Origin of the sequence: Yersinia sp. 22-579 (genome assembly GCF_030433455.1) — a bacterium.
GTDB lineage: Bacteria > Pseudomonadota > Gammaproteobacteria > Enterobacterales > Enterobacteriaceae > Yersinia > Yersinia enterocolitica.
Genome location: NZ_JAUJTZ010000014.1, coordinates 85,328 through 111,849 on the forward strand (window position 1 = coordinate 85,328; position 26,522 = coordinate 111,849).

The window sequence follows — 26,522 nt, forward strand, 5'->3', positions numbered from 1 at the left end:
TAAAGATATCCGGGGCCAAATAGGCCCCGGTATTACGATGATTATTCATTACTGACACGAATAACCAGCTTGCCAAAGTTCTTACCTTCCAATAGGCCGATAAAGGCTTGTGGCGCATTTTCCAATCCATCAACCAAATCTTCGCGGAACTTGATTTTCCCTTGCTCGACCCAAGGTGTCATCTCCTGTAAGAAGTCATCGAAATGCGGGGCATAGTCATCAAAAATGATAAATCCTTGCATCCGAATGCGTTTGCGCAAAATGATGCTTTGCAACAGTGGTAAACGATCCGGGCCGTCCGGTAATTCTGTGTCGTTATAGCGAGCTATCAAGCCGCAAACCGGGATACGGGCACGCGGATTCAATAAGGGTAATACCGCGTCGAAAACAGCACCGCCCACATTTTCGTAATAAATATCAATGCCTGCTGAACAGGCTTTTTCGAGTTGTTGCGCAAAATCTGTTGCCTTATGGTCGATGCATGCATCGAACCCCAACTCCTCAACGACATAGCGGCATTTTTCTGCCCCGCCAGCAATACCGATAACTTTGCATCCTTTCAATTTACCTATTTGCCCGACGACGGAACCAACGGCCCCACTGGCCGCTGCCACGACCAATGTTTCACCTGCTTTGGGCTGGCCAATATCCAACAATCCCATATAAGCCGTAAAGCCCGGCATCCCCAACACACCGAGTGCGCGGGAGGGATGAGAGAGTTGCGGCCCCAGATTGCGAATATCAGAGCCATCCGATAACGCATAATCCTGCCAGCCGCTACGAGCCAGTACCCAATCCCCAACCTGGAAGTCCGGATGTTGTGAGGCTTCAACCCGTGAGACAGCACCCCCTACCATCACATCCCCCACCTCTACTGGAGTGGCATAAGATGGCGCATCACTCATTCGACCCCGCATATAAGGATCAAGAGACAGGTAGCGAGTACGCAGTAATACCTGACCTGCTGCCGGTTGCGGAATGGGTTGAGTGTCTAAGGTGAAGTTTTCGTGAGTAGGTATGCCGTGAGGGCGTGATGCCAATAGAATGCGGCGATTCTTTATTTTATCTTGAGTCATCAGATTCCCTTATTTGGAGTCATTCAATACGGGTATTAAAAAGAGTGAGCGCTGAAAATCATAGTAGAACTCTTCAGAAGGAGTTCAGCTAATAGTGCGCAAGAGTGAGAAAAGCGTTGCCATTGGGGGCGGCGAACGCCTTTAGAGAGAAGAGGGCTGCCTGATTAGAGAGGGACGATTAGCACATCCACTGTACTGGTATTAATCAACCGAGCAGCTGAGCAGGAGAATTTATTGAGCAACCTTGTACTGTGGTTGCCACATATCACCAGGTCAATATGTTGTTGCTGACAAAAATAAGCCATACTCTCGGCGAATTCACCATGAACAACATTTCGCTTCTCAATGGGATAATCAGCATTAATAGCTAACTCCTCCATAAACAACAGCGCCTCTTCTTCCAATACCGAGCGTAAATCACCCAACATCGGAGCAGCGTAGCTGCTGTACATTTCCGGTTCCGTTGTCAGGGTAATTAATGAGACGCGGCCATCATAAGGTCGGACGATAGAAACCGCTTTATTCACCAATTGTTGGCTATCGGGTGAAAGGGCTACTGCAACTAATACATTCCTGTATCCCATTATTAAGCTCCCATAAGCACGGCTATAGCGTAAAGGTTAGGGGATCACACTTTTAAGAAATGCGATGTTAGTCACATTTGACATCGAACAAGGAAAAAAACCATTTATAGCATAGGGTTAAATAGAGTTAATGCTCAGGAAGAGATATGTGAAACTTATGTTTCAAACATTATTAATTAATATTTCTTACATTTCTCTTACAACTCCCTTGCAAAAATACGGATATAGACCAAAGTTGAAAAAGCGCTCGATGAAAAGGGAAGTGCGCAGCAAAGGTGAAACATGTGGTTACCTCTGCTGCCTTTTATAATACGCATCATCGATCTTTTTAACGAAAAAAGGCGAATAGGTTAATAAGTAAACGACAAAAAGCACTTTTGGCGCCGCATAAATATTCGTTAAAACAAAATAGTTCCGGAAGGTTACTTATGGAATTTCCGAGTTATAAAGTCACATCTTAGGCCTTAATGCTGATAATTTGTTGTTAAGGCAGATTTATATTCTGCTATTTTGCTTTAGGGATGCTTTTGTTCGAATTGATCTAAAAACACTAAGAATTGGGCCTATATCCTTAGTTTTTTAGCTCTTTTCTGACTTCTGGCTATTTTTTGAACGCACAGGAGGTCAAAAAACAGCCAAAAAAAGGTATCGATAATGAATTTATATTTTATTTTTGTGATCTACGTCACATTACATTTAAAATGAATCACTAGTCACATTGTATGTGCTAACGATTCGGGAGTAGAGTTGGGCCTCTCTAGGATTATTCCTAATATTTTGTAAGAAAAGTTTCATGTCGAAGATGCAATATCAGAATCAGAGCAGCTTAAAATCAAACTGCCAGATAGACGACATGTCATTTCATACCGAAACGGTATTTTTGCAATGTTGCACCAGTAGGTTTCAATTACTTTTAGTTCTATAGGTTCTAATTAACTGTATAACGGGAAGGATCCCAGGTCTTGGGTGAGGAATACTATCATCCAACTTATGTTTTAAAACATAATCAGTCGGGATGTGTAAAATGAGTACGTCTGAATTACTCAAACATATTTATGATATTAATTTGTCATACTTGCTTTTAGCACAACGGTTAATTAACGATGAGAAAGCCTCAGCGATGTTTCGTCTCGGTATTACAGATACCATGGCCGATGCATTATCGCAGTTAACATTACCGCAGATGGTTAAATTAGCTGAGACTAACCAATTGGTCTGTCATTTCCGTTTCAGTGACCACAATACAATTCATCATCTGACGAAAGAATCTCGTGTGGATGACTTGCAGCAAATCCATACCGGAATTTTATTGTCGAGTCACTTACTCCACGAGCTATCGTTAAAAGACGGTAGTGCGTCTAAGAAAAGAGCATGACCGATGGTTGAGAAAAGTATTGTTCAAGAAGCCAAAGACATTCATTTGGCAATGGAGTTGATAACTTTAGGTGCGCGCTTGCAGATGTTAGAAAGCGAGACGCAACTCAGCCGGGGGCGTTTAATTAAGCTCTATAAAGAGCTGAGAGGCAGCCCTCCACCTAAAGGAATGTTACCGTTTTCGACCGATTGGTTTATGACTTGGGAACAAAATATTCATTCATCGATGTTTTATAACGCTTATAGTTTCTTACTAAAAAGTGGGCAATGCACCGGTGTTGAGGCCGTTATTAAGGCTTATCGTCTTTATCTCGAACAGTGCCCAGATCAGTCCGGAATACCGCCATTACTGGCGCTAACCCGAGCCTGGACCTTGGTTCGCTTCGTTGACAGTGGCATGTTACAACTTTCGGGTTGCAACTGCTGTGGTGGGACTTTTATCACCCATGCGCATCAGCCACGAAACAGCTTTGTTTGCAGTCTCTGCCAGCCACCTTCCCGCGCAGTAAAAAAACGTAAACTTTCTCCGCAATCTGCCGATATTACATCACAACTGCTGGATGAGCAGGTTAGACGCGCAGTTTGAGTTTCTTTGAGTTGTCAGAATTTTCGGTGATAGCAGCGGTATGGATACCGTTTCTGTCACCCGTTAATGGCAACTCATGACCCTCAAAGGGTGCTAACGCCTCACCTTCCACCCACACACTTTGCTAAGGATATCGCGTGTTAGTTATTTTGGGTTATATCGTGGTCTTAGGTGCGGTTTTTGGCGGCTACATCATTGTAGGTGGTCACTTAGGCGCATTATATCAACCCGCTGAATTTTTAATTATCGGCGGGGCGGGTATTGGTGCGTTTATTGTGGGTAACAATGGTAAAGCAATAAAAGCCACAATGAAGGCACTGCCAAAACTGATGCGCCGCTCTAAATATAATAAAGTCCTCTATATGGACTTAATGGCGCTGCTGTACCGCTTATTAGCAAAATCCCGTCAACAGGGAATGCTGTCATTGGAGCGGGATATAGAAAGCCCATTGGAAAGTGAAATTTTCTCTAATTATCCGAGAATTTTGGCCGATAAGATATTAGTGGAATTTATTACCGACTATTTGCGGTTAATTGTCAGTGGGAATATGAACGCTTTTGAAATCGAAGCCTTGATGGATGAAGAGATCGAAACTCACGAGCAAGAATGCGAAGTGCCTGCCGGTAGTCTGGCGATGGTCGGCGATTCTCTACCTGCATTCGGTATTGTTGCCGCCGTTATGGGGGTGGTGCATGCCTTGGCATCCGCAGACCGGCCAGCCGCAGAACTCGGAGCGTTAATTGCCCATGCAATGGTAGGGACATTCCTCGGTATTTTGCTGGCATATGGGTTTATCTCACCGTTAGCGACGTTGCTACGTCAACAGAGTGCAGAAACCACCAAAATGATGCAGTGCATCAAGGTGACTTTGCTTTCCAGTCTGAACGGATATGCGCCGCAAATTGCCGTGGAATTTGGTCGTAAAACGCTCTACACCACAGAACGTCCTTCGTTCATTGAGCTGGAAGAGCATGTGCGTAGAGTGAAAGCTCCGGCACCGCAAGCGACAGAAGAGGACGCATGAAGCATCAGAACCACCCCGTTATTCTGGTCAAAAAGCGCAAAGCCAAACATGGTCAAGCCCATCATGGCGGGTCATGGAAAATTGCTTATGCTGACTTTATGACAGCAATGATGGCTTTCTTTCTGGTGATGTGGTTGCTGTCAGTTTCCAGCCCGCAAGAGCTGACGCAAATTGCAGAATATTTTCGTACGCCGTTGAAAGTTGCACTGTCCAGCGGTGAGAAAAGCAGCGACAGTACCAGCCCAATTCCTGGCGGTGGCGATGATCCCACCCAACAAGTGGGTGAAGTGCGCAAGCACATTGATTCTGAAGAAAGCCGCAAAGAAGAATATCGGCTTAATAAGTTACGGGAAAAACTGGATCAATTAATTGAATCAGACCCGAGACTGAAAGCTTTACGGCCACATCTGTTGATTAACATGATGGATGAAGGGCTGAGAATTCAGATTATCGATAGCCAAAACCGGCCCATGTTCAAGATGGGGAGTGCTCAGGTCGAGCCGTATATGCGCGATATTTTGCGTGCTATAGCGCCAATTCTGAATGACATTCCCAATAAGATCAGTCTGTCTGGCCACACCGATGACTTGCCGTATGCTTCCGGTGAACGGGGTTACAGCAACTGGGAATTATCGGCAGATCGTGCCAATGCTTCGCGGCGTGAGTTACTGGCCGGTGGTTTGGATGAAGGCAAAGTATTACGTGTGGTAGGCATGGCATCGACGATGCGCTTAAAAGAGCAGGCATCAGATGACCCGGTTAACCGTCGTATCAGTATCCTGGTTCTGAATAAACAGACTCAACATGATATTGAGCACGAGAATTTAGATAACAAAGCGCTCGATATAGAAAAGGCCGAGAGCTTAAAACAGATTGATTCCACGGGAACAACACCAGCGCTGACATCACCCGCTACTGTTGTGACACCGCCAGCGACGACGAGCGCAGCGATACCCACAGCACAATCTGGCACTAGCGGATCAGCATCTGTACCTGCGGCTGTTTCGACAACATCGGCTTCGACAACATCAGCTTCGACAACAACAGTTTCGACAACAACAGTTTCGTCAGCGACGGCAACTGAGTCTGTGAAAGCGGTGGTACCGCCTGCAACAGCACCACAAACACAACAATCGAGCACGGAGAACATTACTCGAGTGACCAGTGGGCCAACGACATCGTTGCCAGCGGCACCTGCCAGTAATGCACCGGTCTCTCCGACAAGCCGCGACGCACAGTAGAGGTGACACCGTGAGCATGGATATTACCGCGTTTTATCAGACTTTCTTTGATGAAGCAGATGAATTGCTGGCAGATATGGAACAGCACCTGTTATTGCTGGATCCGCTGGCACCTGATAATGAACAACTCAATGCCATTTTTCGTGCTGCTCACTCAATTAAGGGCGGCGCTGCGACATTTGGTTTTTCGGTATTACAAGAGACAACCCATCTGTTGGAAAACCTGTTGGATGGTGCCCGCCGCGACGAGATGCGCTTGAGCACTGATATCATCAACCTGTTTTTGGAAACGAAAGATATTATGCAAGAACAGTTGGACGCCTACAAAACCTCTCAAGAACCTAATGCAGAAAGTTTTGAGTATATCTGCCATGCATTGCGCCAACTGGCACTCGAAGCTTTAGAACAACAAACTACCCATAATGTGGCGACTACGGATAAAGCGGCCACTCCGACTGCTGAAGCCAAGGCCAACAGCAAGTCTCCGGCTTTAGTTCAGGGGGGAATGCGCATCCGTCTATCGGGTTTGAAAGAGCAAGAAATCCCGCTGATGCTGGAAGAACTGGGCAATTTGGGTGAAGTCAAAGATCCGCACCAAGGTGCAGATAGCCTGGAAGCGACCCTGATTACCTCTGTTAGTGAAGATGACATCAGTGCCGTGCTCTGTTTTGTGCTAGAGCCGGAGCAGATTAGCTTTGTCCAAGCCGAGTCGGCCCAAGCATCTGAAGTTGAAGTGGCTGTCGTCGCGCCGGTTGCTGAAGTGCCTCAAGTTACCGCCGCCGCTGTTGCTGAAATCAAGAATCCACCTAAGGTTGAGGCCGCAGTTGCCCAGCCAGCCAGCGCGGAGCATGTCAAACCTAAAGCGAAAGCCAGTGAATCCACCAGTATTCGAGTCGCGGTTGAGAAAGTAGACCAACTGATTAACTTAGTGGGTGAATTAGTCATCACTCAATCAATGCTGGCTCAGCGTTCCAGTACTTTAGACCCGGTGATTAACGGCGACTTGCTCAATAGCATGGGTCAGTTGGAGCGAAATGCACGCGACTTGCAAGAGTCGGTGATGTCAATTCGTATGATGCCGATGGAATATGTATTCAGCCGCTTCCCTCGGTTGGTACGCGACTTGGCCAGTAAGCTGAATAAACAAGTTGAACTGACACTGCTTGGCAGTTCGACTGAGCTGGATAAAAGTCTGATTGAACGCATTATCGACCCATTAACCCATCTGGTGCGTAACAGTCTGGACCACGGTATTGAAGATCCCGCAACGCGCATCGCGGCCGGTAAACAACCGGTAGGTAATCTGACACTGTCGGCCGAACATCAAGGTGGCAATATTTGTATTGAAGTCCTTGATGATGGGGCAGGGCTGAATCGGCAGAAAATTCTGGCGAAAGCACAATCGCAGGGTATGGCTGTTAATGAGCATATGAGTGATGAAGATGTCGGTATGCTGATTTTCGCCCCTGGATTCTCCACGGCCGAGCAGGTGACGGATGTTTCTGGTCGCGGTGTCGGGATGGATGTGGTTAAGCGAAATATTCAGGAAATGGGCGGCCATGTGCAAGTCAGTTTCCAGGCCGGTAAAGGGACCTCAATTCGAATCTTGCTGCCATTGACGCTGGCTATTCTTGATGGCATGTCCGTCAAAGTCAGTAATGAAGTGTTCATTTTACCATTGAACGCCGTAATGGAATCACTGCAACCATTGGCTGAGGATTTACATCCACTGGCGGGTGGTGAACGCGTATTACAAGTGCGTGGTGAGTATCTGCCTCTGGTGGAACTGTTCCGGGTATTTGATGTGGAAAATGCGAAAACTGAAGCCACCCAAGGCATTGTTGTGATTCTACAAAGCGCCGGTCGCCGTTATGCCCTGCTGGTAGACCAATTGATTGGCCAGCATCAGGTGGTTGTGAAAAATCTGGAAAGCAATTATCGCAAAGTTCCAGGTATTTCTGCCGCCACCATTTTGGGTGACGGCAGTGTGGCATTAATTGTGGATGTGTCGGCGTTGCAGGCCTTAAACCGGGAAAAGCGTGTTACGGCTGATGATGTAGTCGTCGCGTAATATGCCCGTCATACTTCAAGCTGCATGCGTGTTGGCTACGTTCAATCACCCGAATCACTTACAACACAGTAAGCTCATCGGGATTTATTCACTTGCCGCCTTCTTGCAACTCGAATTATTTAGGGCATAGAGCTTTGAAAAATAAACATAAATTCAACCTATTGATTGAAGGGTAAAAACATGGCAGGACTAGCAACCGTCACGAAGCTGGCTGGCGAAACGGTAGGACAAGAATTCCTGATTTTTACGCTGGGTGCTGAAGAGTACGGCATTGATATTCTGAAAGTTCAAGAGATCCGTGGTTATGATCAAGTGACCCGTATCGCTAACACCCCGGCTTTCATTAAAGGTGTCACTAACTTACGCGGCGTTATTGTTCCTATTATTGATTTACGGGTTAAATTTGCTCAACAGGGCGTCAGTTATAACGAAAATACGGTCGTCATCGTGCTGAACTTTGGTCAGCGTGTCGTCGGTATTGTTGTTGACGGTGTATCTGACGTGCTGTCATTAACGGCTGAGCAAATCCGCCCAGCCCCTGAGTTTGCTGTGACTCTCGCGACCGAATACCTGACAGGTTTAGGTTCGCTGGGTGAGCGGATGCTGATTTTGGTTGATATTGAGAAGTTGCTGAGCAGCGAAGAGATGTCATTGCTCGATTCAGTGGTGAAAGGTTAATTAAGCCTAATGGGGTCAGTTTTTGACTCGATGCCGAGTCAGTGACCACATTATCATCACCTTTTCAATCAAGCGGGAGGGCAAGTTAGCCCTTCTGCGCCAAGTTTTTGCTGAACACCAAGATCAAATTGTTAATCCCTGGTATCTCCCCGGTAAAATAATCTTTCTCCCCGGTAAAGTTCCCCCCTTTGGTGCCGATAACACAGTTAATTAAACGTCTTATGTTTTGGCGTACCCGTATTTGACATACCTATATTTTGACGTACTTATGAAGGGATAACATGTTCAAGCGTATGAAAGTGGTCACCAGCTTGCTGTTGGTGTTAGTGCTATTTGGTGCCTTACAGCTGGTTTCCGGCGGGCTTTTCTTCAACTCCCTGAAAAATGACAAAGAAAACTTCGCTGTTTTACAAGTTATCCGTCAACAACAGTCGGTGCTGAATGAAAGCTGGGTCAATCTACTGCAAACACGCAATACGTTAAACCGTGCGGGCATTCGCTACATGATGGATGTGAACCACACCGGCAGCGGCCCAACAGTGAATGATCTTTTGGCTTCAGCCAAAGGCACCTTGGGTGTGGCGGCAGAGCGTTTTAAAAGCTACGAGCAAATTCCTCTGGATAGCCAACAAGATCCAGAATCAGCTAAAAAGTTAAAACAAACTTATGAGCAATACTTTGGCGCATTGACCGAGCTTATCCAATTGATGGAAGCCGGTAAGATCAATGAATTCTTTGACCAGCCAACTTCCAGTTTCCAAAATGCTTTTGAGCATGACTACAACACCTACCTGACACAAAACGATCGTCTTTACTCCAGTGCAGTGGAAGACAGTAACCGCTCCTTCACTTATGCGATGAGCGTGATTGTTTTTGTACTGATTGCAGTATTCGTGGTGATTGTGGGGGTGTGGCTGGGTATGCAGCACATCTTGATTAACCCACTGAAGCACTTGATTGAGCATATCAAACATATTGCTAACGGTGATTTGACTCAGAATATCGAAGTGCATAGTCGCAATGAAATGGGTACCTTGGCTGCCAGCCTGAAGCACATGCAATCTGAATTGGTGACTACCGTCAGCGATGTCCGCTTAGGCGCTGATGCTATTTATAGTGGCGCATCAGAAATTGCTGCGGGTAACAATGATTTGTCAGCGCGTACCGAGCAACAAGCCGCCTCTTTGGAAGAAACCGCTGCCAGCATGGAGCAGTTAACTGCCACGGTGAAACAGAATGCTGAAAATGCCCGTCAGGCTAGCCAACTGGCATTAAGTGCATCAGAAACCGCGCAAAAAGGCGGAAAAGTCGTCGCGAACGTGGTGCAAACCATGCATGACATTGCCGGTAGCTCACAGAAAATTGCCGATATCACCAGCGTCATCGATGGCATCGCTTTCCAAACCAATATTCTGGCATTGAATGCTGCGGTCGAAGCTGCTCGTGCCGGTGAGCAAGGGCGTGGTTTTGCTGTTGTCGCCGGTGAAGTACGCAACCTGGCCCAGCGCAGTGCGCAAGCCGCAAAAGAAATTAAGGGTTTGATCGAAGACTCAGTCAACCGTGTCGATATGGGTTCTGTGCTGGTTGAAAGTGCCGGTGAAACCATGGGCGATATCGTGAATGCGGTAACCCGCGTAACGGACATCATGGGTGAAATCGCTTCAGCTTCCGATGAACAAAGCCGTGGTATCGATCAGGTAGGTCAGGCGGTGACTGAAATGGATCGTGTGACCCAACAAAACGCCTCTTTGGTGGAAGAGTCTGCCTCTGCCGCCGCAGCACTGGAAGAACAAGCCAGTATGCTAACCCAATCCATGTCCGTATTTATTCTGCGTATGGATAACAGTAGTAGCAAAAAAGATGTGAGAAAAACCAAGCAGCCGACACAGGATAAGAGCGGCACTGCTAAAAAAGCACTGGGAAGTGACCTGCAAGAGAATTGGGAAACTTTCTAGTCCCCTACACAAAAAAAATACCCTAAATAATTCGAGTTGCAGGAAGGCGGCAACTAAGAGAATCCCCAGGAGCTTACATCAGTAAGTGACTGGGGTGAGCGAAGGCAGCCAACACACCTGCAGCTTGAAGTATGACGGGGATAAATAGAAGCCGGCCAACGAGCTGGCTGAGAAGAGGTTACGATGTTTGGCCGAATCCGGATTTCTACCAGCTTTTTCCTGTTATTGATGTTGATTTGCTCGATACAGTTAATTTCAAGTGGTCTGTCATTTACTGCATTTCGTTCAGACTATCAAAATTTAAACCGAGTGGATCTCAGCAGTCAGCAGCGGGATGCATTAAGCCTCAGTTGGGTATCCTTACTTCAGGCGCGTAATACCTTAAACCGGGCGGCGACTCGCTCGGCTCTCAAAGTTCCTCAGGAGAAAGTCAACGCGCTTATGGGTAATGCGCGAAGCTCACTACAGAAAGCCGATCTCTATTTTAATCAGTTTCTGGCGGTACCTCGTCTGGATGAGAGCGATACCGGTGGTGAGTTGTTAGATGCAACCAAGAACAGTTATCAGAACTTACGTAGTTCATTACGGGAGTTAATCGATTTCCTGGAAGCCGGTAATTTGCAGAGTTTTATGGATCAACCCACCCAGAAAACTCAAGATCTGTTTGAAGCTGATTTCTTGCAGTATTTACAGTATGCCAATGAAGTGATTGCAGAAGCTGGCACCCAGAACCAACAGGCTTACCACCTCGCCATGTGGATCTTTGCTGGTGCAATTCTAATGGTGATCGCAATGGCAATTTCTTCACTGATCTGGCTGCGTACCATGTTTGTATCACCATTAAAAACCATGCGCTCTCATTTTGACCGCATTGCCGAAGGCGATTTATCCGCCCAGATTTCTGTGACGGGCCGTAATGAAATTAGTCAGATGTTTGCCAGTTTACGCACCATGCAACAGTCGCTAATCACCACGGTTAGCCATGTTCGCGATGGGACAGAATCGATGTTAACGGGTATTCAGGAAATCTCTGCCGGTAACAATGATTTGTCGGCAAGAACTGAGCAGCAGGCGGCTTCATTAGAGCAAACGGCGGCCAGTATGGAGCAACTGACGGCGACGGTGAAACAGAATGCCGATAATGCCCGTCAAGCAACACAACTGGCACAAGATGCGTCGGGAACGGCGGCTAAAGGTGGTGAACTAGCCGGAAGTGTCGTAACAACGATGCATGATATCGCTACCAGTTCGCAGAAGATTGGTGCCATTACCAGTGTTATCGATGGCATTGCTTTCCAAACCAATATTCTGGCTCTGAATGCTGCTGTTGAAGCAGCTCGCGCCGGAGAGCAAGGGCGCGGTTTTGCTGTTGTGGCGGGCGAAGTTCGCAATTTAGCTCAGCGCAGTGCGCAGGCAGCAAAAGAAATCAAAGGGTTAATCGATGAATCGGTTAGCCGTGTTCGCCAGGGCTCCACACTGGTGGAAAATGCGGGTACCACCATGGAAGAGATTGTTCGCTCAGTGACTCGGGTTACCGACATTATGGGTGAAATCGCTTCCGCTTCGGATGAGCAAAGCCGGGGTATTGAGCAGGTTTCACTCGCGGTAACACAGATGGATCAGGTCACTCAGCAAAACGCCGCATTAGTGGAAGAGGCAGCGGCTGCGGCTAATGCACTGGAAGAGCAAGCAGGTATGCTCTCCGATGCAGTGTCTGTTTTTCGTTTGGAGCAGGATAGCGACAACGGGGAGGGGCAGTCAGCAGATCGCAGTAGTAAGCAATTTGTCATGAAAACAGCGGCTGTTAAGGAAACCCCAGATTGTCAAACGGCGTAAAAAAGAGTGTGTTGTGGGGTGAGGCCGGATGAAACCATCACCCCAAGAGTTTGGGTCTCCTTTGACCCAGATGATTCAACGGCTGCCGCTGTCGGATGTTCACTTTCGACGCATTTGCCAACTTATTTACCAACGGGCCGGGATTGTACTGGCCGATCACAAACGGGAAATGGTCTATAACCGCCTGGTGAGGCGGTTGAGGTTGCTGGGGATTAACGATTTTGGCCAATACCTTGCTTTACTGGAGACCGATCCTAACAGTGCGGAGTGGCAGGCATTTGTTAATGCCTTGACCACCAACCTGACGGCATTTTTCCGTGAGGCGCACCATTTCCCGATTCTGGCAGAGCATGCTCGTCAGCGGCCGGGGAGTTATTCGGTCTGGAGTACGGCGGCATCGACTGGTGAAGAGCCTTATTCCATCGCCATGACATTGTGTGATGTGTTGGGAAATCGGTCGGGTTCTTGCCAGATATTGGCCAGTGATATTGATACACAAGTCCTGGAGAAAGCCACCAGTGGCGTGTATCGACAAGATGAATTGCGCTCATTGTCTGCGCAGCAAATGCAACGCTACTTTCTGCGTGGCACCGGCCCTCATCAGGGCATGGTAAGAGTGCGCCCGGAACTTGCCAATATGATTCATTTCCAGCAATTGAATCTACTCGCACCGGAATGGGCGTTGCCGGGGCAATTTGACGCTATTTTTTGTCGTAATGTGATGATTTATTTTGATAAAGAAACGCAGGAGCGCATTCTGCGTCGCTTTGTCCCTTTGCTAAAACCCGGCGGCTTGATGTTTGCAGGCCATTCGGAGAATTTCAGTCAAATTAGTCGGGAATTCTATTTGCGCGGGCAGACCGTTTATGGACTGACCAAGGAGAGGTGATGAGTAAAATCAGAGTATTGTGCGTTGATGATTCCGCGTTAATGCGCCAGTTAATGACAGAGATTATTAACAGTCACCCAGACATGGAAATGGTTGCAGCAGCACCTGATCCGTTGGTTGCCCGTGATTTGATTAAAAAATTTAATCCGCAGGTATTAACACTCGATGTTGAAATGCCACGGATGGATGGTTTGGATTTTCTTGAGAAATTAATGCGGTTACGGCCGATGCCGGTAGTGATGGTTTCATCATTAACCGGAAAAAACTCTGAGATAACCATGCGCGCGCTGGAATTGGGGGCTATCGATTTTGTCACCAAACCGCAGCTGGGTATCCGAGAAGGGATGCTGGCTTACAGCGAGTTGATTGCAGAGAAAATCCGCACGGCCGCCAAAGCTCGTTTGCCACAGCGCGGCCCGGAACATGCACCGGTGATGCTGACGCATACGCCGTTGCTCAGTAGTGAGAAACTCATTGCGATCGGCGCATCGACGGGGGGGACTGAAGCCATCCGTACCGTGTTACAACCTTTGCCTCCGACCAGCCCGGCATTGTTGATAACTCAGCATATGCCACCGGGTTTTACCCGTTCATTTGCGGAGCGGCTCAATAAATTGTGCCAAATTACCGTGAAGGAAGCAGAAGACGGTGAGCGGGTATTGCCCGGACACGCCTATATTGCACCCGGTGATCGGCACATGGAATTGGCTCGCAGTGGGGCAAACTATCAGGTGCGTATTCATGACGGGCCTGCGGTTAATCGTCATCGTCCCTCGGTCGATGTGCTTTTTCGTTCAGTGGCGCAGTATGCCGGGCGTAATGCGGTCGGTGTCATTCTGACGGGAATGGGTAATGACGGTGCTGCCGGTTTACTGGAGATGCATCGGGCAGGGGCTTATACCATTGCACAAAACGAAGCCAGTTGTGTGGTCTTCGGGATGCCGCGTGAAGCTATTGGGATGGGCGGCGTTAATGAAATCCTGGATTTGAACCAGATAAGTCAGCGCATGTTGGCACAGATAAGCAGCGGTCAAGCCCTGCGAATCTAGTAGAAATTTTCCGGTGGAAATCGGGCGTTGGTATTTAATCGCTCAGCGGTGAGCAACAAACCTTAGGAGTTGGTATGGCGGATAAGAATCTCAGATTTTTGGTGGTAGACGATTTTTCGACCATGCGTCGTATTGTCAGAAACCTGCTGAAAGAGCTGGGTTTTAACAATGTGGAAGAAGCCGAAGATGGCGTAGACGCATTGAATAAATTACGTACGGGTGGTTTTGATTTTGTGGTTTCTGACTGGAACATGCCGAATATGGATGGCCTGGACCTGTTGAAAACTATCCGTGCTGATGGGGCTCTTGGTACTCTGCCCGTTCTGATGGTCACGGCTGAAGCTAAAAAAGAGAATATCATCGCAGCAGCGCAAGCAGGTGCCAGTGGTTATGTAGTGAAACCTTTCACTGCCGCTACCTTGGAAGAGAAGCTCAATAAGATTTTTGAAAAGTTGGGTATGTAAGGAGGCGAGATGAGTAACCATCAAATGCCCGCAACAGATGCGGCATCAGCCAGTGATATAATAAGTCGTATTGGCCAACTGACGCGGATGTTACGCGACAGTTTGCGTGAGTTGGGTCTTGATCAGGCAATTGCTCAGGCGGCAGAAGCCATTCCTGATGCCCGTGACCGTCTGGACTATGTGGTTCATATGACAGCGCAGGCTGCGGAAAGAGCCTTGAACTGTGTTGAAGCAGCACAGCCGCGTCAGAATGAACTTGAGTCATCCGCTAAAGCACTAAAAGTTCGCTGGGATGAATGGTTTGAGAATCCAATCGAGCTGTCAGATGCCCGTTCTCTGGTCACTGATACCCGTGAATATCTGGATGTGGTGCCACAACATACCTCATTTACCAATGCGCAATTATTGGAAATCATGATGGCGCAGGATTTCCAAGACCTGACGGGTCAGGTTATCAAGCGCATGATGGATGTGGTGCAAGAAATTGAGAAACAGTTATTAATGGTATTGATGGAGAACATTCCTGATATGCCGTCAAAACCGCAAAAACCGACCGACAGTCTACTCAATGGGCCGCAACTGGATAAAAATGGCGCTGGCGTCATTGCCAGCCAAGACCAGGTTGATGATCTGTTAGATAGCTTGGGCTTCTAAGCGGCAGAAAATGTTTCGGGTGCAGATGAGGCAGCTTCCTCATCTGCACCACTGCTGGTTGAGCTGCAGTTCTCCGCACTTCCTTTATTTACGGCACTTCAACAATTTCCTGATGCCACTTTTGGGCTAACAACACAGCTTTGCCCGCATTGACTCGCCCGTATCCATACCATTCACTGTGACCATTTTCATCATAGCCTCCATTTTTTTCATCTATTTTGTCGCAACTGTCGCGAATGATATCTTTGACCTCTTGATAGTTCAGAGTGGGGTTGACTGAAATAATCAAAGCGGCAACACCGGCAGCACCGGGACAGGCGCTGGAAGTCCCACCAAAATTATTAATATAATTACCAAAAATATCCCCTACAGCCGTGCTAGCCCCTGGGTTATCACCATATTCACGACGCAGATCGGTGGTCCAGATACCCGTGGTTAGAGGGGCAGGGTTGCCGAACGTGGGGTCTTCATAATCGTCACTGGGAAAAGAACACCAAAGTGATTTACCATAATTGCTGTAAATGGATCGGGTACTCCGATCATTACAAGCCGCGACAGCAATAACCGATTCATAACTGGCGTAACCATCTATCTCGACGGATTCATTGCCGTTACCGGCTGCAAAAAGGACGACACACCCCTTGCCTTTGCGCCCTTTATCAATAGCATAATCAATAGCCATACGAGTCAATGCTGGCAGTGCGGCCACAACGTCATGTTGAGGATCATCTGAGTTAGCCGACAAACTGCCTTTCGGCCCCCAACTGCAAGAGATAACATCAGCCCCATGATCAGCGGCCCATACGAAAGCAAGAGCTTCATCTAACGAGCCTAACCCGCTAACTTGACGTATTGGCATAAGGTTAGCTTCTGGTGCCACACCAGAGGCACCATAGCGGCCATCGGCACAGGCCACCCCTGCACATGGCGTACCGTGAGTATCATATTTGCCCGGTGTAGGATCATCATCGATGTTGGTACCAGATAGGCTACAAGGATGGAGTATCTTTCCTTCACGACTAAACTCCGGATGACCCATATCGAAACCGTCATCAATGACGGCGATAGTTGTGCCTTTGCCTAAGGTGATTTTGTGCGCGTTTTCAACATTGGCGCTGGCGTCAACCTCAACTTCATGGCGCACGGTGGTTTTCTTTAAATGCCACTGGTTAGGGTGAATGATTTTGTGTTCTTTGTGATAAATTAATTCAGGATGACAATACTTAATATCCTTTCTATTTAAAATGTTTTCGGCAATAGTAAAAGTGCCGTCGCCGGTGTCTTCTTGTGCTGAAACAAAATAAGCATTTTTAAGAAATGCTATTTTCATCTTAACAGTGAGCGTATATCCACATATTATTTTTTCGCATTCAGATTCGGATAAATCATCATTGAATTGAACGAATATATTTTCTGTATAAATAAATGGCTGTTTGCTATTTTCAGTTTTAAATCCATACCCGGCGAACCTGACCATTTTATTATTAGCGATAGCTTTCTTGATCTCACTCACTCTATCCGTGGGGGCATCGATGCTGACAACATAGGTATTGGCACTTGGAATTCTGAAAATAATTTTATATTTTATAGTGTTATCGTTGATGGCGCTGAGCATCATGGTGGAGAAAATCTTCTCTGGATGCATCCTTATAACAAGGGTATGAGCCGATTTTATTATTGAGATGATTTTTCTTTCATTGTTCAAAACATCATAAGTAACGTCAAATCTTTTCATTTTAATTTCCCTTTAATATGAATGTTATGATTTTACTATTATCTGGATAGCTATTATTCAGATGTGGAGAAATGGCTGGAGCCAAAACTGTTTATATAACACTCAATCTGTCTATATACTCAACAAGCGCGTTTTAAATGCTCAATTAACTTAATAATAGGTGCAATGTCATTTTCATATCATAACAACCTTAGCTATGCGGGCATTTGACGTGCAAGGCATCTTTTACTTATAAATCCACTCCAATCTATGCTGATGGAATGCACTCATCCGAGAAATAACCCCCTAATTGCAGCGTTGTTCCATCCATAGGCTAACTAAATGTTTGTCATGCTACGCATATTAATTTTCTCTTAGATGGGAACGCTTACGCTGAACAGGAACATTTACGCTAACAGAAGCCATTGCTGTGGCTGAAGATAGCGATGCGGACAAAAGCGAGGAACCCACAGCCCATAAGCTGGAGAAGGCTCGCGAGAAAGGCCAGATACCGCGTTCACGCGAACTGACCTCGATGCTGATGCTCGGGGCCGGTTTGGCTATTCTGTGGGTTTCGGGGGAATCGATGGCGCGTCAACTGGCTGCCATGATTGCTCAGGGGTTGCATTTTGATCACGGCCTTATCAGTGATGATAAGCAAATGCTGCGCCAAATTGGCATGTTACTCAGGCAAACGCTGATAGCGCTGATACCCATTTTTGCCGGATTGGTCATAGTGGCAATGGCGGTACCGATGCTACTGGGTGGTGTACTGTTTAGCGGCGAGTCAATCAAATTTGACCTCAAGCGGATGAGTCCGATTGCCGGTTTAAAGCGGATGTTCTCCTCTCAGGCGCTGGCTGAACTGCTAAAAGCCATCTTGAAAGCGACACTGGTGGGGTGGGTTACCGGCATATTTCTCTGGCATAACTGGCCCGATATGATGCGGTTAATGGCCGCTCCTCCGGTGGCCGCCTTAGGTGATGCGCTCCACTTGATTATTTTCTGTGGGCTAGTGGTGGTTTTAGGTTTGACCCCCATGGTCGGTTTTGATGTGTTTTTCCAAATAACCAGCCATATTAAAAAGTTACGTATGACCAAACAGGAAATACGTGATGAGTTCAAGGATCAAGAAGGTGATCCTCATGTGAAAGGGCGTATCCGCCAGCAGCAACGGGCCATGGCCCGCCGGCGGATGATGGCTGATGTGCACAAAGCTGATGTGATAGTGACTAACCCGACTCACTATGCTGTTGCGTTGCAATACAACGAAGCCAAAATGAGTGCGCCAAAAGTCCTGGCGAAAGGGGCGGGAGCCGTGGCGCTGCGCATTCGTGAATTGGGCGCTGAACATCGCATTCCTTTATTAGAAGCTCCGCCGCTGGCCAGGGCATTATTCCGGCACAGCGAAGTGGGTCAACATATTCCTGCCACCCTTTATGCGGCAGTAGCTGAAGTCCTTGCCTGGGTGTATCAGCTGAAACGCTGGAAGCGGGAAGGTGGGCTAATCCCGAAAAAACCTGAACATCTGCCGGTACCGGAAGGGCTGGATTTTGCAACAGAAGAGAGTGAGACTGACTAATGGCTAATTTGGCCGCCCTGCTTCGTTTACCGGGCAATTTCAAAGATACGCAGTGGCAAATTCTTGCTGGGCCAATCTTAATCCTCATGATCTTGTCGATGATGGTGCTGCCACTGCCGCCTTTCGTCCTTGATTTGCTGTTTACCTTCAACATCGCGCTGTCCATCATGGTGTTGCTGGTTGCGATGTTTACTCAGCGTACTTTGGATTTTGCTGCATTCCCGACTATTCTGTTGTTCTCGACTTTACTGCGTTTATCCCTAAACGTGGCCTCTACTCGTATTATTCTGATGGATGGGCATACCGGTGCTGCGGCAGCAGGACGGGTGGTTGAAGCATTTGGCCATTTCCTGGTGGGCGGTAACTTCGCCATCGGTATCGTGGTCTTTGTTATTTTAGTGATCATCAACTTTATGGTCATCACCAAAGGGGCTGGGCGTATTGCTGAAGTTGGCGCACGTTTTGTTCTCGATGGTATGCCCGGTAAGCAGATGGCCATCGACGCCGACTTAAACGCCGGTTTGATTGGTGAAGACGAAGCGAAAAAGCGCCGCTCTGATGTGACACAAGAAGCGGACTTCTACGGTTCAATGGACGGGGCCAGTAAGTTTGTTCGTGGTGATGCTGTTGCTGGGTTACTGATTATGGTCATTAACGTGGTCGGGGGCCTGTTAGTCGGGGTACTTCAGCACAATATGGCTGTGGGTCATGCAGCTGAAACCTATACATTGTTGACCATTGGTGACGGCTTGGTTGCGCAAATCCCGGCATTGGTTATCTCCACCGCCGCGGGTGTTATTGTTACCCGAGTGAGCACTGATCAGGATGTCGGCCAGCAAATGGTCACCCAGTTGTTCAACAACCCGCGGGTGATGGTGTTGAGTGCTGCCGTATTGGGTTTACTGGGTATGGTGCCCGGTATGCCTAACTTTGTGTTTCTGCTATTCACCGCGGCCTTATTGGCTCTGGCCTGGCGGTTACGGGGTAAACAGTCGCAGCAACCGGCAGCCGCAGAAGCACCGGTTATGCAGGATCAACAACAAGCGACGGAAGCCACCTGGTCAGATGTTCAACTGGAAGATCCTCTGGGTATGGAAGTCGGCTATCGCCTAATCCCGATGGTCGATTTCCAGCAAAATGGTGAGTTACTCGGGCGTATTCGCAGTATCCGCAAAAAGTTTGCTCAGGAAATGGGCTATCTGCCGCCGGTGGTTCATATCAGGGATAATCTGGAACTCCCGCCTGCGAGTTATCGGATCCTCATGAAAGGGGTCGAGATTGGCAGTGGCGAAGCCCATCCGGGCCGCTGGCTGGCGATCAACCCGGGTAATGCGGTTGGGACATTGCCTGGCGAAGCGACACAAGATCCTGCCTTTGGTTTGGCTGCGGTCTGGATTGAAAGTGCATTACGTGAACAAGCACAGATTCAAGGGTTTACCGTGGTTGAGGCCAGTACGGTCGTCGCCACACATTTGAATCACCTGATCAGTCAATATGCGAGTGACTTGTTCGGTCGTCAGGAAACCCAGCAGTTGTTAGATAGGGTTTCACAAGAGATGCCGAAGCTGACCGAGGACTTTATTCCCGGAGTGGTGACTTTAACCACGCTGCATAAGGTGCTGCAAAACCTGTTACTGGAGCGAGTCTCCATTCGTGATATGCGCACCATTATTGAGACGCTTGCCGAGCATGCGCCAAATCAAACCGACCCTTATGAGTTAACCGCGGTGGTACGCGTCGCGCTGGGCCGCTCAATTGCCCAGCAGTGGTTCCCTGGTACCGGTGAGATTCAAGTCATTGGGTTGGATGCAGCCTTAGAGCGTTTGTTATTACAAGCACTGCAAGGTGGTAGCGGTTTAGAGCCGGGGCTGGCTGACCGTCTACTGGAACAATCCAAGCAAGCGCTGCAACGTCAAGAGATGCTGGGCGCTCCGCCAGTGTTGTTGGTTAACCACGCACTGCGTGCATTATTAGCCCGCTTCTTGCGCCGCAGCCTGCCGCAGATGGTGGTGCTGTCTAATCTGGAGATCGGCGACAATCGTCAAATCCGCATGACCTCAACCATTGGAGCTGCCTGATGCTGACTTGTCTTTCCCGAAGAGTCCTGGTGGGCTTATTTTCAATCGGAATATTGCCATTAAATGCAATAGCTTCAGGCTCTTGGGTTGCCGAAGATATTGGTGTTACTCAGAGTTTTCGCGGTGTGGCAATCTCTGCCAAACCGCTACAATCACCGGTTGCACTGGCTCAAGAAAATGCGCGAATTGTATCGATAAGTTGGCGCTACCAATTAATGTCAGCAGCACCAGATGGTTTACAAGTTAAATTATGTACGCCAAGCCGCTGTATGCCACTTGAGGGTGGCAGCGGGCTGAGTCGTGGATTGGCCGGAGAAGCGGCTGCGACTCAGCTGACATTTATCTACTTTATCGCAGGAAAAGGGCGGGTCAATCCGCCACTGCAAGTCATTAATAACCAGGTCATCGTCAATTATCGTTGAATCCAAAATGGATAAGTGAAGGCGCAACACATAGGAAGTAGCATCATGCTGCTTAGCTGTTTTGCCTGCGCTGTTGAATGTACTGACATCGCCATGACACCGCAAAAAACCAAACTCAATAGTACACTCTGTTTTTTCATATACCCTCCTTTAAACTAAGCCAACGGTTGCTTAGCCTTGTCAGATTAATACCTCGTGAAAAATGGAGAGAGTCTATTTTATGAGGCGGATGTAAGCTATTTTGATAATAAGAATATATCGCCATATATATTCAGGTTAAATATAACCTGTCATTAAATTAACCAGCTAATATTACCATTATAACTTGTTTTGCATTTTATTTGTTACCGCTGTTGTTTTTAATATTTTAATTTCCTTTTTTTAAGTTCTGCTATTCTATTATTGGTGTTTGCGATAATGAAGAAGAGGCCATTTCTTTTCGCCGTTTTCATTTCTGTTATTTAAGTAAATATTGCCGCGTTAATTTATATCTAAGGGGTACATTAATGTATTCATTTTTTAATGCACTAACTATGACTAAAATAATTTCCAAGTTAATATTGTTGACTGGTTTAATATTTGGCATATTTACTTATGGGTTCTCACAGCAATATTATTTTAATTCAGAAGAGTTTGATAACCCTGCTGACCACAATGAAACCATCAATAAAATGATCAATACCGGAACCAGTCTGGCGGCGTCGGGTAATGCATCCAATATTGCCAGGTCAATGGTAAATGATGCGGCAAATCAGGAAATAAAACACTGGTTAAGTAGATTCGGGACGGCTCAGGTTAATGTTAACTTGGATAAAAAATTCTCCCTCAAAGAAAGTTCTCTTGATTGGTTGTTGCCTTGGTATGACTCTGCTTCGTATATCTTTTTTAGTCAGTTGGGTATAAGAAATAAAGACAGTCGCAATACCCTTAATATCGGCGCTGGGGTGCGTACCTTCCAACAAAGCTGGATGTATGGTTTTAACACTTTCTATGACAATGATATGACCGGGCACAATCATCGTCTTGGCGTGGGTGCAGAAGCCTGGACTGATTATTTACAGTTATCGGCTAATGGTTATTTTCGTCTCAATGGATGGCATCAATCTCGTGATTTCGTTGACTATAATGAGCGCCCGGCAAGCGGAGGTGATATTCACGCTAAAGCGTATTTACCTGCACTTCCACAGTTGGGTGGAAAATTAAAATATGAGCAATATCATGGTGAGCGGGTGGCTTTGTTTGATAAAGATAACCTGCAAAGTAACCCTTATGCGGTGACCGCAGGGCTTATCTATACGCCGATCCCCTTTATTACTCTGGGGGTCGATCAACGAATGGGAAAAAGTCGGCAGCATGAAACACAATGGAATTTACAAATGGATTATCGACTGGGGGAAAGTTTCCGTTCGCAGTTTAGCCCCGCAGCAGTGGCCGGAACCCGTTTACTGGCTGAGAGCCGTTATAATCTGGTTGAACGAAATCCAAATATTGTTCTGGAATACCAAAAACAGAATACTTTCAAATTAGCATTCTCACCTGCCGTACTCTCCGGCCTGCCGGGGCAGGTTTATTCCGTTGGTGCACAAATACAGTCTCAATCTGCACTACAACGTATTCTCTGGAATGATGCGCAATGGGTTGCTGCCGGCGGAAAATTAATACCCGTCAGTGCAACAGATTACAATGTGGTGTTACCGCCTTATAAACCGATGGCACCAGCGAGTCGTACTGCGGGGAAAGCTGGTGAGAGCGAACCGGCGGTTAATACCTATACCCTCATCGCAACGGCTATCGATAACCGGGGCAATAGTTCTAACCCCTCGACATTGACCGTAATTGTGCAGCAACCTCAGTTTGTTATCACCTCGGAGGTGACTGATGATGGTGCACTTGCTGATGGCAGTACGCCCATCACGGTGAAATTTACAGTGACTGATAGTGATAGTTCGCCGATTGTCGGGCAAGAGGGGGTGATAACCACCAGTAATGGCGCGCTTCCCAGTAAAGTCACGGAAAAAACCGATGCGCAGGGCGTGATAAGCATTGCATTAACTAGCACCACTGCTGGGGTGTCAGTGGTCACTTTAGATATTCAGGGGCAACAGTCTACTACTGATGTGCGATTTGCCGTGCTGCCGCCAGATGCCACAAACTCAAGTTTTAACGTTTCCACAGCTGATATTGTTGCCGATGGTACTATGTCATCGCTACTATCATTTATACCGCGTAATAAAAATAATGAGTTTGTCAGCGGAATAAAAGATCTTGAATTTATTCAAAGTGGTGTGTCGATAAATATCGGTACGATCACCGAAAATGCTGACGACTATACCGCCAATGTGGTGGGGAATTCCGTTGGAAATGTCGACATCACGCCGCAGGTGGATGGGGTGCCATTTAGCTCGTTGCAGAAAACAATTACCTTATATCCGATACCAAAGATAACCGGTATTAAGGTGAACGGTGAGCAATTTGCCACAGATAAAAGCTTCCCCAAAACTATCTTCCAGGGTGCTACGTTCCAATTGGAGATGAATGATAATGTGACAAATAATACCCAGTATGACTGGACATCATCCTATGCGGCCAGCGCGTCGGTTGATAGTCAGGGTCAGGTCAAGATTGCCTATAAGACCTATAGCAGCACCGTCATTGTGACGGCAAAAAGTAAAAAATTCCCGACTTATACGGCAACCTATCAATTCAAACCTAATTTGTGGGTCTTCATGGGAAGCAGTTCGCTGATGGATAGTTTAGCTGCGAGTAGAGCGTGTCAGCAGCTTGGTGATTTCGTAGCGCTGATTGAGTCCTCGCGCGCCACCAATGGCGGCACGCGTTCAGCTGACGCTACTTTGTGGGGCGAGTGGGGGAGTTTGGCCGCCTATAGTTCAAGCTGGCCAACAGGCAATTATTGGACCAAAACGACCAGCACAGATTTTGTCGCCATGGATATGACTAGTGGTGCATTGCAGGGAGCATCGGTGTCATCAGCATATCCACTGTGCTCGGAGCCTCAATAGTACTAAATACCAATCTTGCGGCCCAGCAAACTGGCACCTTTAGAGTGACCATCTGGCCCATACAAGGATTGGCCGTGGCGTGTATTTAACACCGCCAGCGCCTGAGTATTATGCTCAATATGTTGTTGCAGCAAAAGCCCGTTATGCAGGTTGCCGTAGCGCAGGCCTTCGGCCAGTTCCAAAATACGTTGCCAGCGCTCTGCTAATGCAGTGACGTTGCTGTAGGGCGCTTGAATATTGATACTTTTTTCGGTGGTGAGCCGGGTCTGGTCCAGATAAGCCAAGGTCGCTAAAATTGAACTTTTTTGTTCAGTCACGCCTTGCAACACGATACCTTGAATCCGACCGGAGCACAGCAGTTGCTGCTCTTGCGCTACTACGGTTTTCAGCGATTCAAGCAGTTCCAGTTGCTGGTCCAGATTGGTTTGTAATCTTTCCACCACCACCTATCCTTTTACGGTTAATAATTTTACGGTCAACGATTGTTGTTACGTTTAGCTATTCTTCAGGTCATCGGCAACATTTTTGAGCAAGGCATCGGCAATTTTACCGGTATCCATGGTCAGTTGGCCTGAACGGATCGCCTGTTTTAAGGTTTCTACACGTTCTACATTGATGTCCTGGCTGCCCGGTTGCATCAGTTTTGCCTGCGCATCACTCAATTTAACCTCAGTACCACTTACCGGTGTTTTTGATTGAGCGGAAGGTTTACGCGTTTGTTGCGCAATATCACTGGTTTCCCGTGGCTGCACTTGTGTTACCGGTAATAGTGGTTGAGTGCGATCAATACTCATGTTCTGTTGCTCCCTCTATAGCGGGATTGACGTTTATCGACCCGCAAGACTTTTATCTTTCAGTAAAAGAATGGCGGGATTGTCACTTTTTACCCGCAAATAACTGCATATTAGGGTTATCGGCACAGGTTAAAAAAACTTTAATAACTATAACATAATACGAACGGTGCCATCGTCGGCCACGGTGCCACTGACGATTTGGCCTGATGCCATGCGCACCCGAACAGTATCTTGAATGGCCGCATTATTCATCGCTTTACCATTACTGTTAACATTAAACCCTTCACCCTGTGCCAAGACCTGCACATCTTGCCCTGCTTTTATTATCCACAGGCGGCGCAACATATTGCGTGTTAGCGGTTGGCCAGCATTGATTTGTCGCAAGCTGACCGCACCTTGAGCAAAGTTGGGTTCCAATAACGCGCCGGGAGGCAGGGTATCGAGCCGACCTTTTTTCATTTCGATATCTTGCGGTGTAATTTTTGCACCTGCTGCCAGTTGACGAGCCGCCACTGCATAATGACCACTGACTTGTACTTGGGTCTGAATAAAACGCCGCACACCATCACAACGGACCGACAGACTAATATTGCCCCAAGGGCGGGCATTAGCCGGTAGCGTTATCTCCGGCATATCACATTGTGGCCACTGGTTCTGCGGGGTTTTAATCACCACGTTAACCTGGCTCTCTTTATCCGGATATTGCTGTTGGAAGAATTGATTTACCTGCACTGATAAATCTGTCGCCATCGCTTGATGAGTGACGGCTTGACTCAGCAACAGCACCCCCAATGCACATTTTATGACGCCATTTCTGTTCATTGCCATCCATCTCTTCTCCGTCTACACAACCCGGTAACACCGAGTCGGCCCCTGTTACCCACTAGTGTACCTGTACCTCGCTGAGGTTAAGGGAACAAATAGCAACGCATTTTGCCCTTATTCTGACGATAGGCTTCCCTGTACGGCGTTTATGCTGTCGGCTCCAAATTCTAACCTTGTGGGGGGACTATGCTCGACAAACTGGACGGTGCTCTGCGTTTTCAACAAGAGGCGCTTAATTTGCGCGCGCAACGACAGGAGATCCTGTCGTCCAATATTGCTAATGCGGATACACCCGGCTTTCAGGCACGTGATATTGATTTCTCCAGCCAACTGAAAAAAGTCATGGAGCAAGGACGTGCCAGCGGTACCGGGGTGTCGCTCAGTTTGACGTCAGCCCGTCATATCCCGGCAAGTACAGTTCAGCCACCTGATCTTGATTTGTTATTCCGTGTCCCGGATCAGCCATCAATGGATGGCAACACGGTAGATATGGACCGTGAACGTACGAATTTTGCCGATAACAGCCTGAAATATCAGACCGATTTGACCGTTCTTGGCGGCCAGATCAAAGGGATGATGTCAGTGTTACAACAAGGATAAGACGT

At 47.5% G+C, this 26,522-nt stretch carries 24 protein-coding genes; 17 read left to right on the forward strand and 7 right to left on the reverse strand.

Annotated elements, in window-relative coordinates; translation table 11 throughout:
* Nucleotides 1-41: 41 nt before the first annotated feature.
* On the reverse strand, nucleotides 42-1,076 hold the full coding sequence (locus QSV56_RS16810) for an NADP-dependent oxidoreductase (RefSeq protein ID WP_301212996.1): 1,035 nt from the start codon (nucleotides 1,074-1,076) through the stop codon (nucleotides 42-44).
* A gap of 164 nt (nucleotides 1,077-1,240) precedes the next feature.
* Entirely contained in the window at nucleotides 1,241-1,660 is a 420-nt protein-coding gene (uspC, locus tag QSV56_RS16815; protein ID WP_019080865.1) for a universal stress protein UspC, read from the reverse strand.
* A 1,024-nt stretch (nucleotides 1,661-2,684) separates the two neighbouring features.
* Here uspC and flhD point away from each other — a divergent pair.
* From flhD to cheZ, 12 genes are all read left to right on the forward strand, one after another.
* Nucleotides 2,685-3,035: a flagellar transcriptional regulator FlhD gene (gene flhD / locus QSV56_RS16820; protein ID WP_005164498.1), complete on the forward strand. Its 351-nt coding sequence runs from the start codon at nucleotides 2,685-2,687 to the stop codon at nucleotides 3,033-3,035.
* A 3-nt stretch (nucleotides 3,036-3,038) separates the two neighbouring features.
* Nucleotides 3,039-3,620 carry a flagellar transcriptional regulator FlhC gene (gene flhC / locus QSV56_RS16825; protein WP_005164496.1) on the forward strand — a complete coding sequence of 194 codons (582 nt, stop codon included), beginning with the start codon at nucleotides 3,039-3,041 and terminating at the stop codon, nucleotides 3,618-3,620.
* A 137-nt stretch (nucleotides 3,621-3,757) separates the two neighbouring features.
* Nucleotides 3,758-4,645 carry a flagellar motor stator protein MotA gene (motA, locus tag QSV56_RS16830; protein WP_019080864.1) on the forward strand — a complete coding sequence of 296 codons (888 nt, stop codon included), beginning with the start codon at nucleotides 3,758-3,760 and terminating at the stop codon, nucleotides 4,643-4,645.
* Complete coding sequence (gene motB / locus QSV56_RS16835) at nucleotides 4,642-5,886, forward strand: flagellar motor protein MotB (protein WP_046051170.1); 1,245 nt, start codon at nucleotides 4,642-4,644, stop codon at nucleotides 5,884-5,886. Before motA ends, motB begins: the two co-directional genes overlap by 4 nt.
* 16 nt (nucleotides 5,887-5,902) lie before the next feature.
* Nucleotides 5,903-7,957 carry a chemotaxis protein CheA gene (gene cheA, locus QSV56_RS16840; protein WP_046051169.1) on the forward strand — a complete coding sequence of 685 codons (2,055 nt, stop codon included), beginning with the start codon at nucleotides 5,903-5,905 and terminating at the stop codon, nucleotides 7,955-7,957.
* A 180-nt stretch (nucleotides 7,958-8,137) separates the two neighbouring features.
* Nucleotides 8,138-8,635, forward strand: coding sequence for a chemotaxis protein CheW (gene cheW, locus QSV56_RS16845; protein WP_005164488.1), 498 nt, complete (start codon nucleotides 8,138-8,140; stop codon nucleotides 8,633-8,635).
* A gap of 281 nt (nucleotides 8,636-8,916) precedes the next feature.
* Nucleotides 8,917-10,590, forward strand: a complete 1,674-nt coding sequence (locus tag QSV56_RS16850; protein ID WP_019080861.1) for a methyl-accepting chemotaxis protein — start codon at nucleotides 8,917-8,919, stop codon at nucleotides 10,588-10,590.
* Between the two features lie 183 nt (nucleotides 10,591-10,773).
* Nucleotides 10,774-12,426 (forward strand): methyl-accepting chemotaxis protein, encoded by a 1,653-nt coding sequence (locus QSV56_RS16855; protein WP_050131829.1) that lies wholly within the window; start codon nucleotides 10,774-10,776, stop codon nucleotides 12,424-12,426.
* A gap of 28 nt (nucleotides 12,427-12,454) precedes the next feature.
* Nucleotides 12,455-13,315, forward strand: a complete 861-nt coding sequence (cheR, locus tag QSV56_RS16860) for a protein-glutamate O-methyltransferase CheR (RefSeq protein WP_019080859.1) — start codon at nucleotides 12,455-12,457, stop codon at nucleotides 13,313-13,315.
* Nucleotides 13,315-14,364, forward strand: coding sequence for a chemotaxis response regulator protein-glutamate methylesterase (locus QSV56_RS16865; RefSeq protein ID WP_005164481.1), 1,050 nt, complete (start codon nucleotides 13,315-13,317; stop codon nucleotides 14,362-14,364). The genes cheR and QSV56_RS16865 overlap by 1 nt, the downstream gene beginning before the upstream one ends.
* Before the next feature lie 74 nt (nucleotides 14,365-14,438).
* Nucleotides 14,439-14,828: a chemotaxis response regulator CheY gene (cheY, locus tag QSV56_RS16870; protein WP_005164479.1), complete on the forward strand. Its 390-nt coding sequence runs from the start codon at nucleotides 14,439-14,441 to the stop codon at nucleotides 14,826-14,828.
* A 9-nt stretch (nucleotides 14,829-14,837) separates the two neighbouring features.
* Nucleotides 14,838-15,482, forward strand: coding sequence for a protein phosphatase CheZ (gene cheZ / locus QSV56_RS16875; protein WP_005164477.1), 645 nt, complete (start codon nucleotides 14,838-14,840; stop codon nucleotides 15,480-15,482).
* 88 nt (nucleotides 15,483-15,570) lie between these two features.
* Here cheZ and hreP read toward each other — a convergent pair whose 3' ends face one another.
* The gene (gene hreP / locus QSV56_RS16880) at nucleotides 15,571-17,217 is read right to left on the reverse strand and encodes a subtilisin/kexin-like serine protease HreP (RefSeq protein WP_301212997.1); all 1,647 of its coding nucleotides are present in this window, start codon (nucleotides 17,215-17,217) and stop codon (nucleotides 15,571-15,573) included.
* 409 nt (nucleotides 17,218-17,626) lie between these two features.
* On the opposite strand from hreP, the gene flhB reads away from it, so the two are divergent.
* The 3 genes from flhB to QSV56_RS16895 are packed head-to-tail and all read left to right on the forward strand — an operon-like array spanning nucleotide 17,627 to nucleotide 21,278.
* The gene (gene flhB, locus QSV56_RS16885) at nucleotides 17,627-18,778 is read left to right on the forward strand and encodes a flagellar biosynthesis protein FlhB (protein ID WP_046695180.1); all 1,152 of its coding nucleotides are present in this window, start codon (nucleotides 17,627-17,629) and stop codon (nucleotides 18,776-18,778) included.
* Complete coding sequence (gene flhA, locus QSV56_RS16890) at nucleotides 18,778-20,856, forward strand: flagellar biosynthesis protein FlhA (protein ID WP_019080857.1); 2,079 nt, start codon at nucleotides 18,778-18,780, stop codon at nucleotides 20,854-20,856. Before flhB ends, flhA begins: the two co-directional genes overlap by 1 nt.
* A complete protein-coding gene (locus QSV56_RS16895) occupies nucleotides 20,856-21,278 on the forward strand; it encodes a flagellar protein FlhE (protein WP_019080856.1) in 423 nt (140 codons plus the stop codon). Before flhA ends, QSV56_RS16895 begins: the two co-directional genes overlap by 1 nt.
* Here the strand turns inward: QSV56_RS16895 and QSV56_RS16900 are convergent.
* Nucleotides 21,269-21,418: a hypothetical protein gene (locus QSV56_RS16900; protein ID WP_172666725.1), complete on the reverse strand. Its 150-nt coding sequence runs from the start codon at nucleotides 21,416-21,418 to the stop codon at nucleotides 21,269-21,271. The genes QSV56_RS16895 and QSV56_RS16900 overlap by 10 nt on opposite strands.
* A 366-nt stretch (nucleotides 21,419-21,784) precedes the next feature.
* On the opposite strand from QSV56_RS16900, the gene inv reads away from it, so the two are divergent.
* A complete protein-coding gene (inv, locus tag QSV56_RS16905) occupies nucleotides 21,785-24,298 on the forward strand; it encodes an inverse autotransporter invasin Inv (protein ID WP_050915582.1) in 2,514 nt (837 codons plus the stop codon).
* 2 nt (nucleotides 24,299-24,300) lie between these two features.
* Here the strand turns inward: inv and QSV56_RS16910 are convergent, their stop codons facing one another.
* From QSV56_RS16910 to flgA, 3 genes are all read right to left on the reverse strand, one after another.
* Entirely contained in the window at nucleotides 24,301-24,741 is a 441-nt protein-coding gene (locus tag QSV56_RS16910; RefSeq protein ID WP_019082867.1) for a flagella synthesis protein FlgN, read from the reverse strand.
* Between the two features lie 51 nt (nucleotides 24,742-24,792).
* On the reverse strand, nucleotides 24,793-25,092 hold the full coding sequence (flgM, locus tag QSV56_RS16915; RefSeq protein ID WP_019080852.1) for a flagellar biosynthesis anti-sigma factor FlgM: 300 nt from the start codon (nucleotides 25,090-25,092) through the stop codon (nucleotides 24,793-24,795).
* A gap of 147 nt (nucleotides 25,093-25,239) precedes the next feature.
* Complete coding sequence (gene flgA, locus QSV56_RS16920) at nucleotides 25,240-25,920, reverse strand: flagellar basal body P-ring formation chaperone FlgA (RefSeq protein WP_046695177.1); 681 nt, start codon at nucleotides 25,918-25,920, stop codon at nucleotides 25,240-25,242.
* Between the two features lie 183 nt (nucleotides 25,921-26,103).
* Between flgA and flgB the strand changes: the two genes are divergently transcribed.
* Nucleotides 26,104-26,517, forward strand: a complete 414-nt coding sequence (gene flgB, locus QSV56_RS16925; RefSeq protein ID WP_005160463.1) for a flagellar basal body rod protein FlgB — start codon at nucleotides 26,104-26,106, stop codon at nucleotides 26,515-26,517.
* Nucleotides 26,518-26,522: the final 5 nt, after the last annotated feature.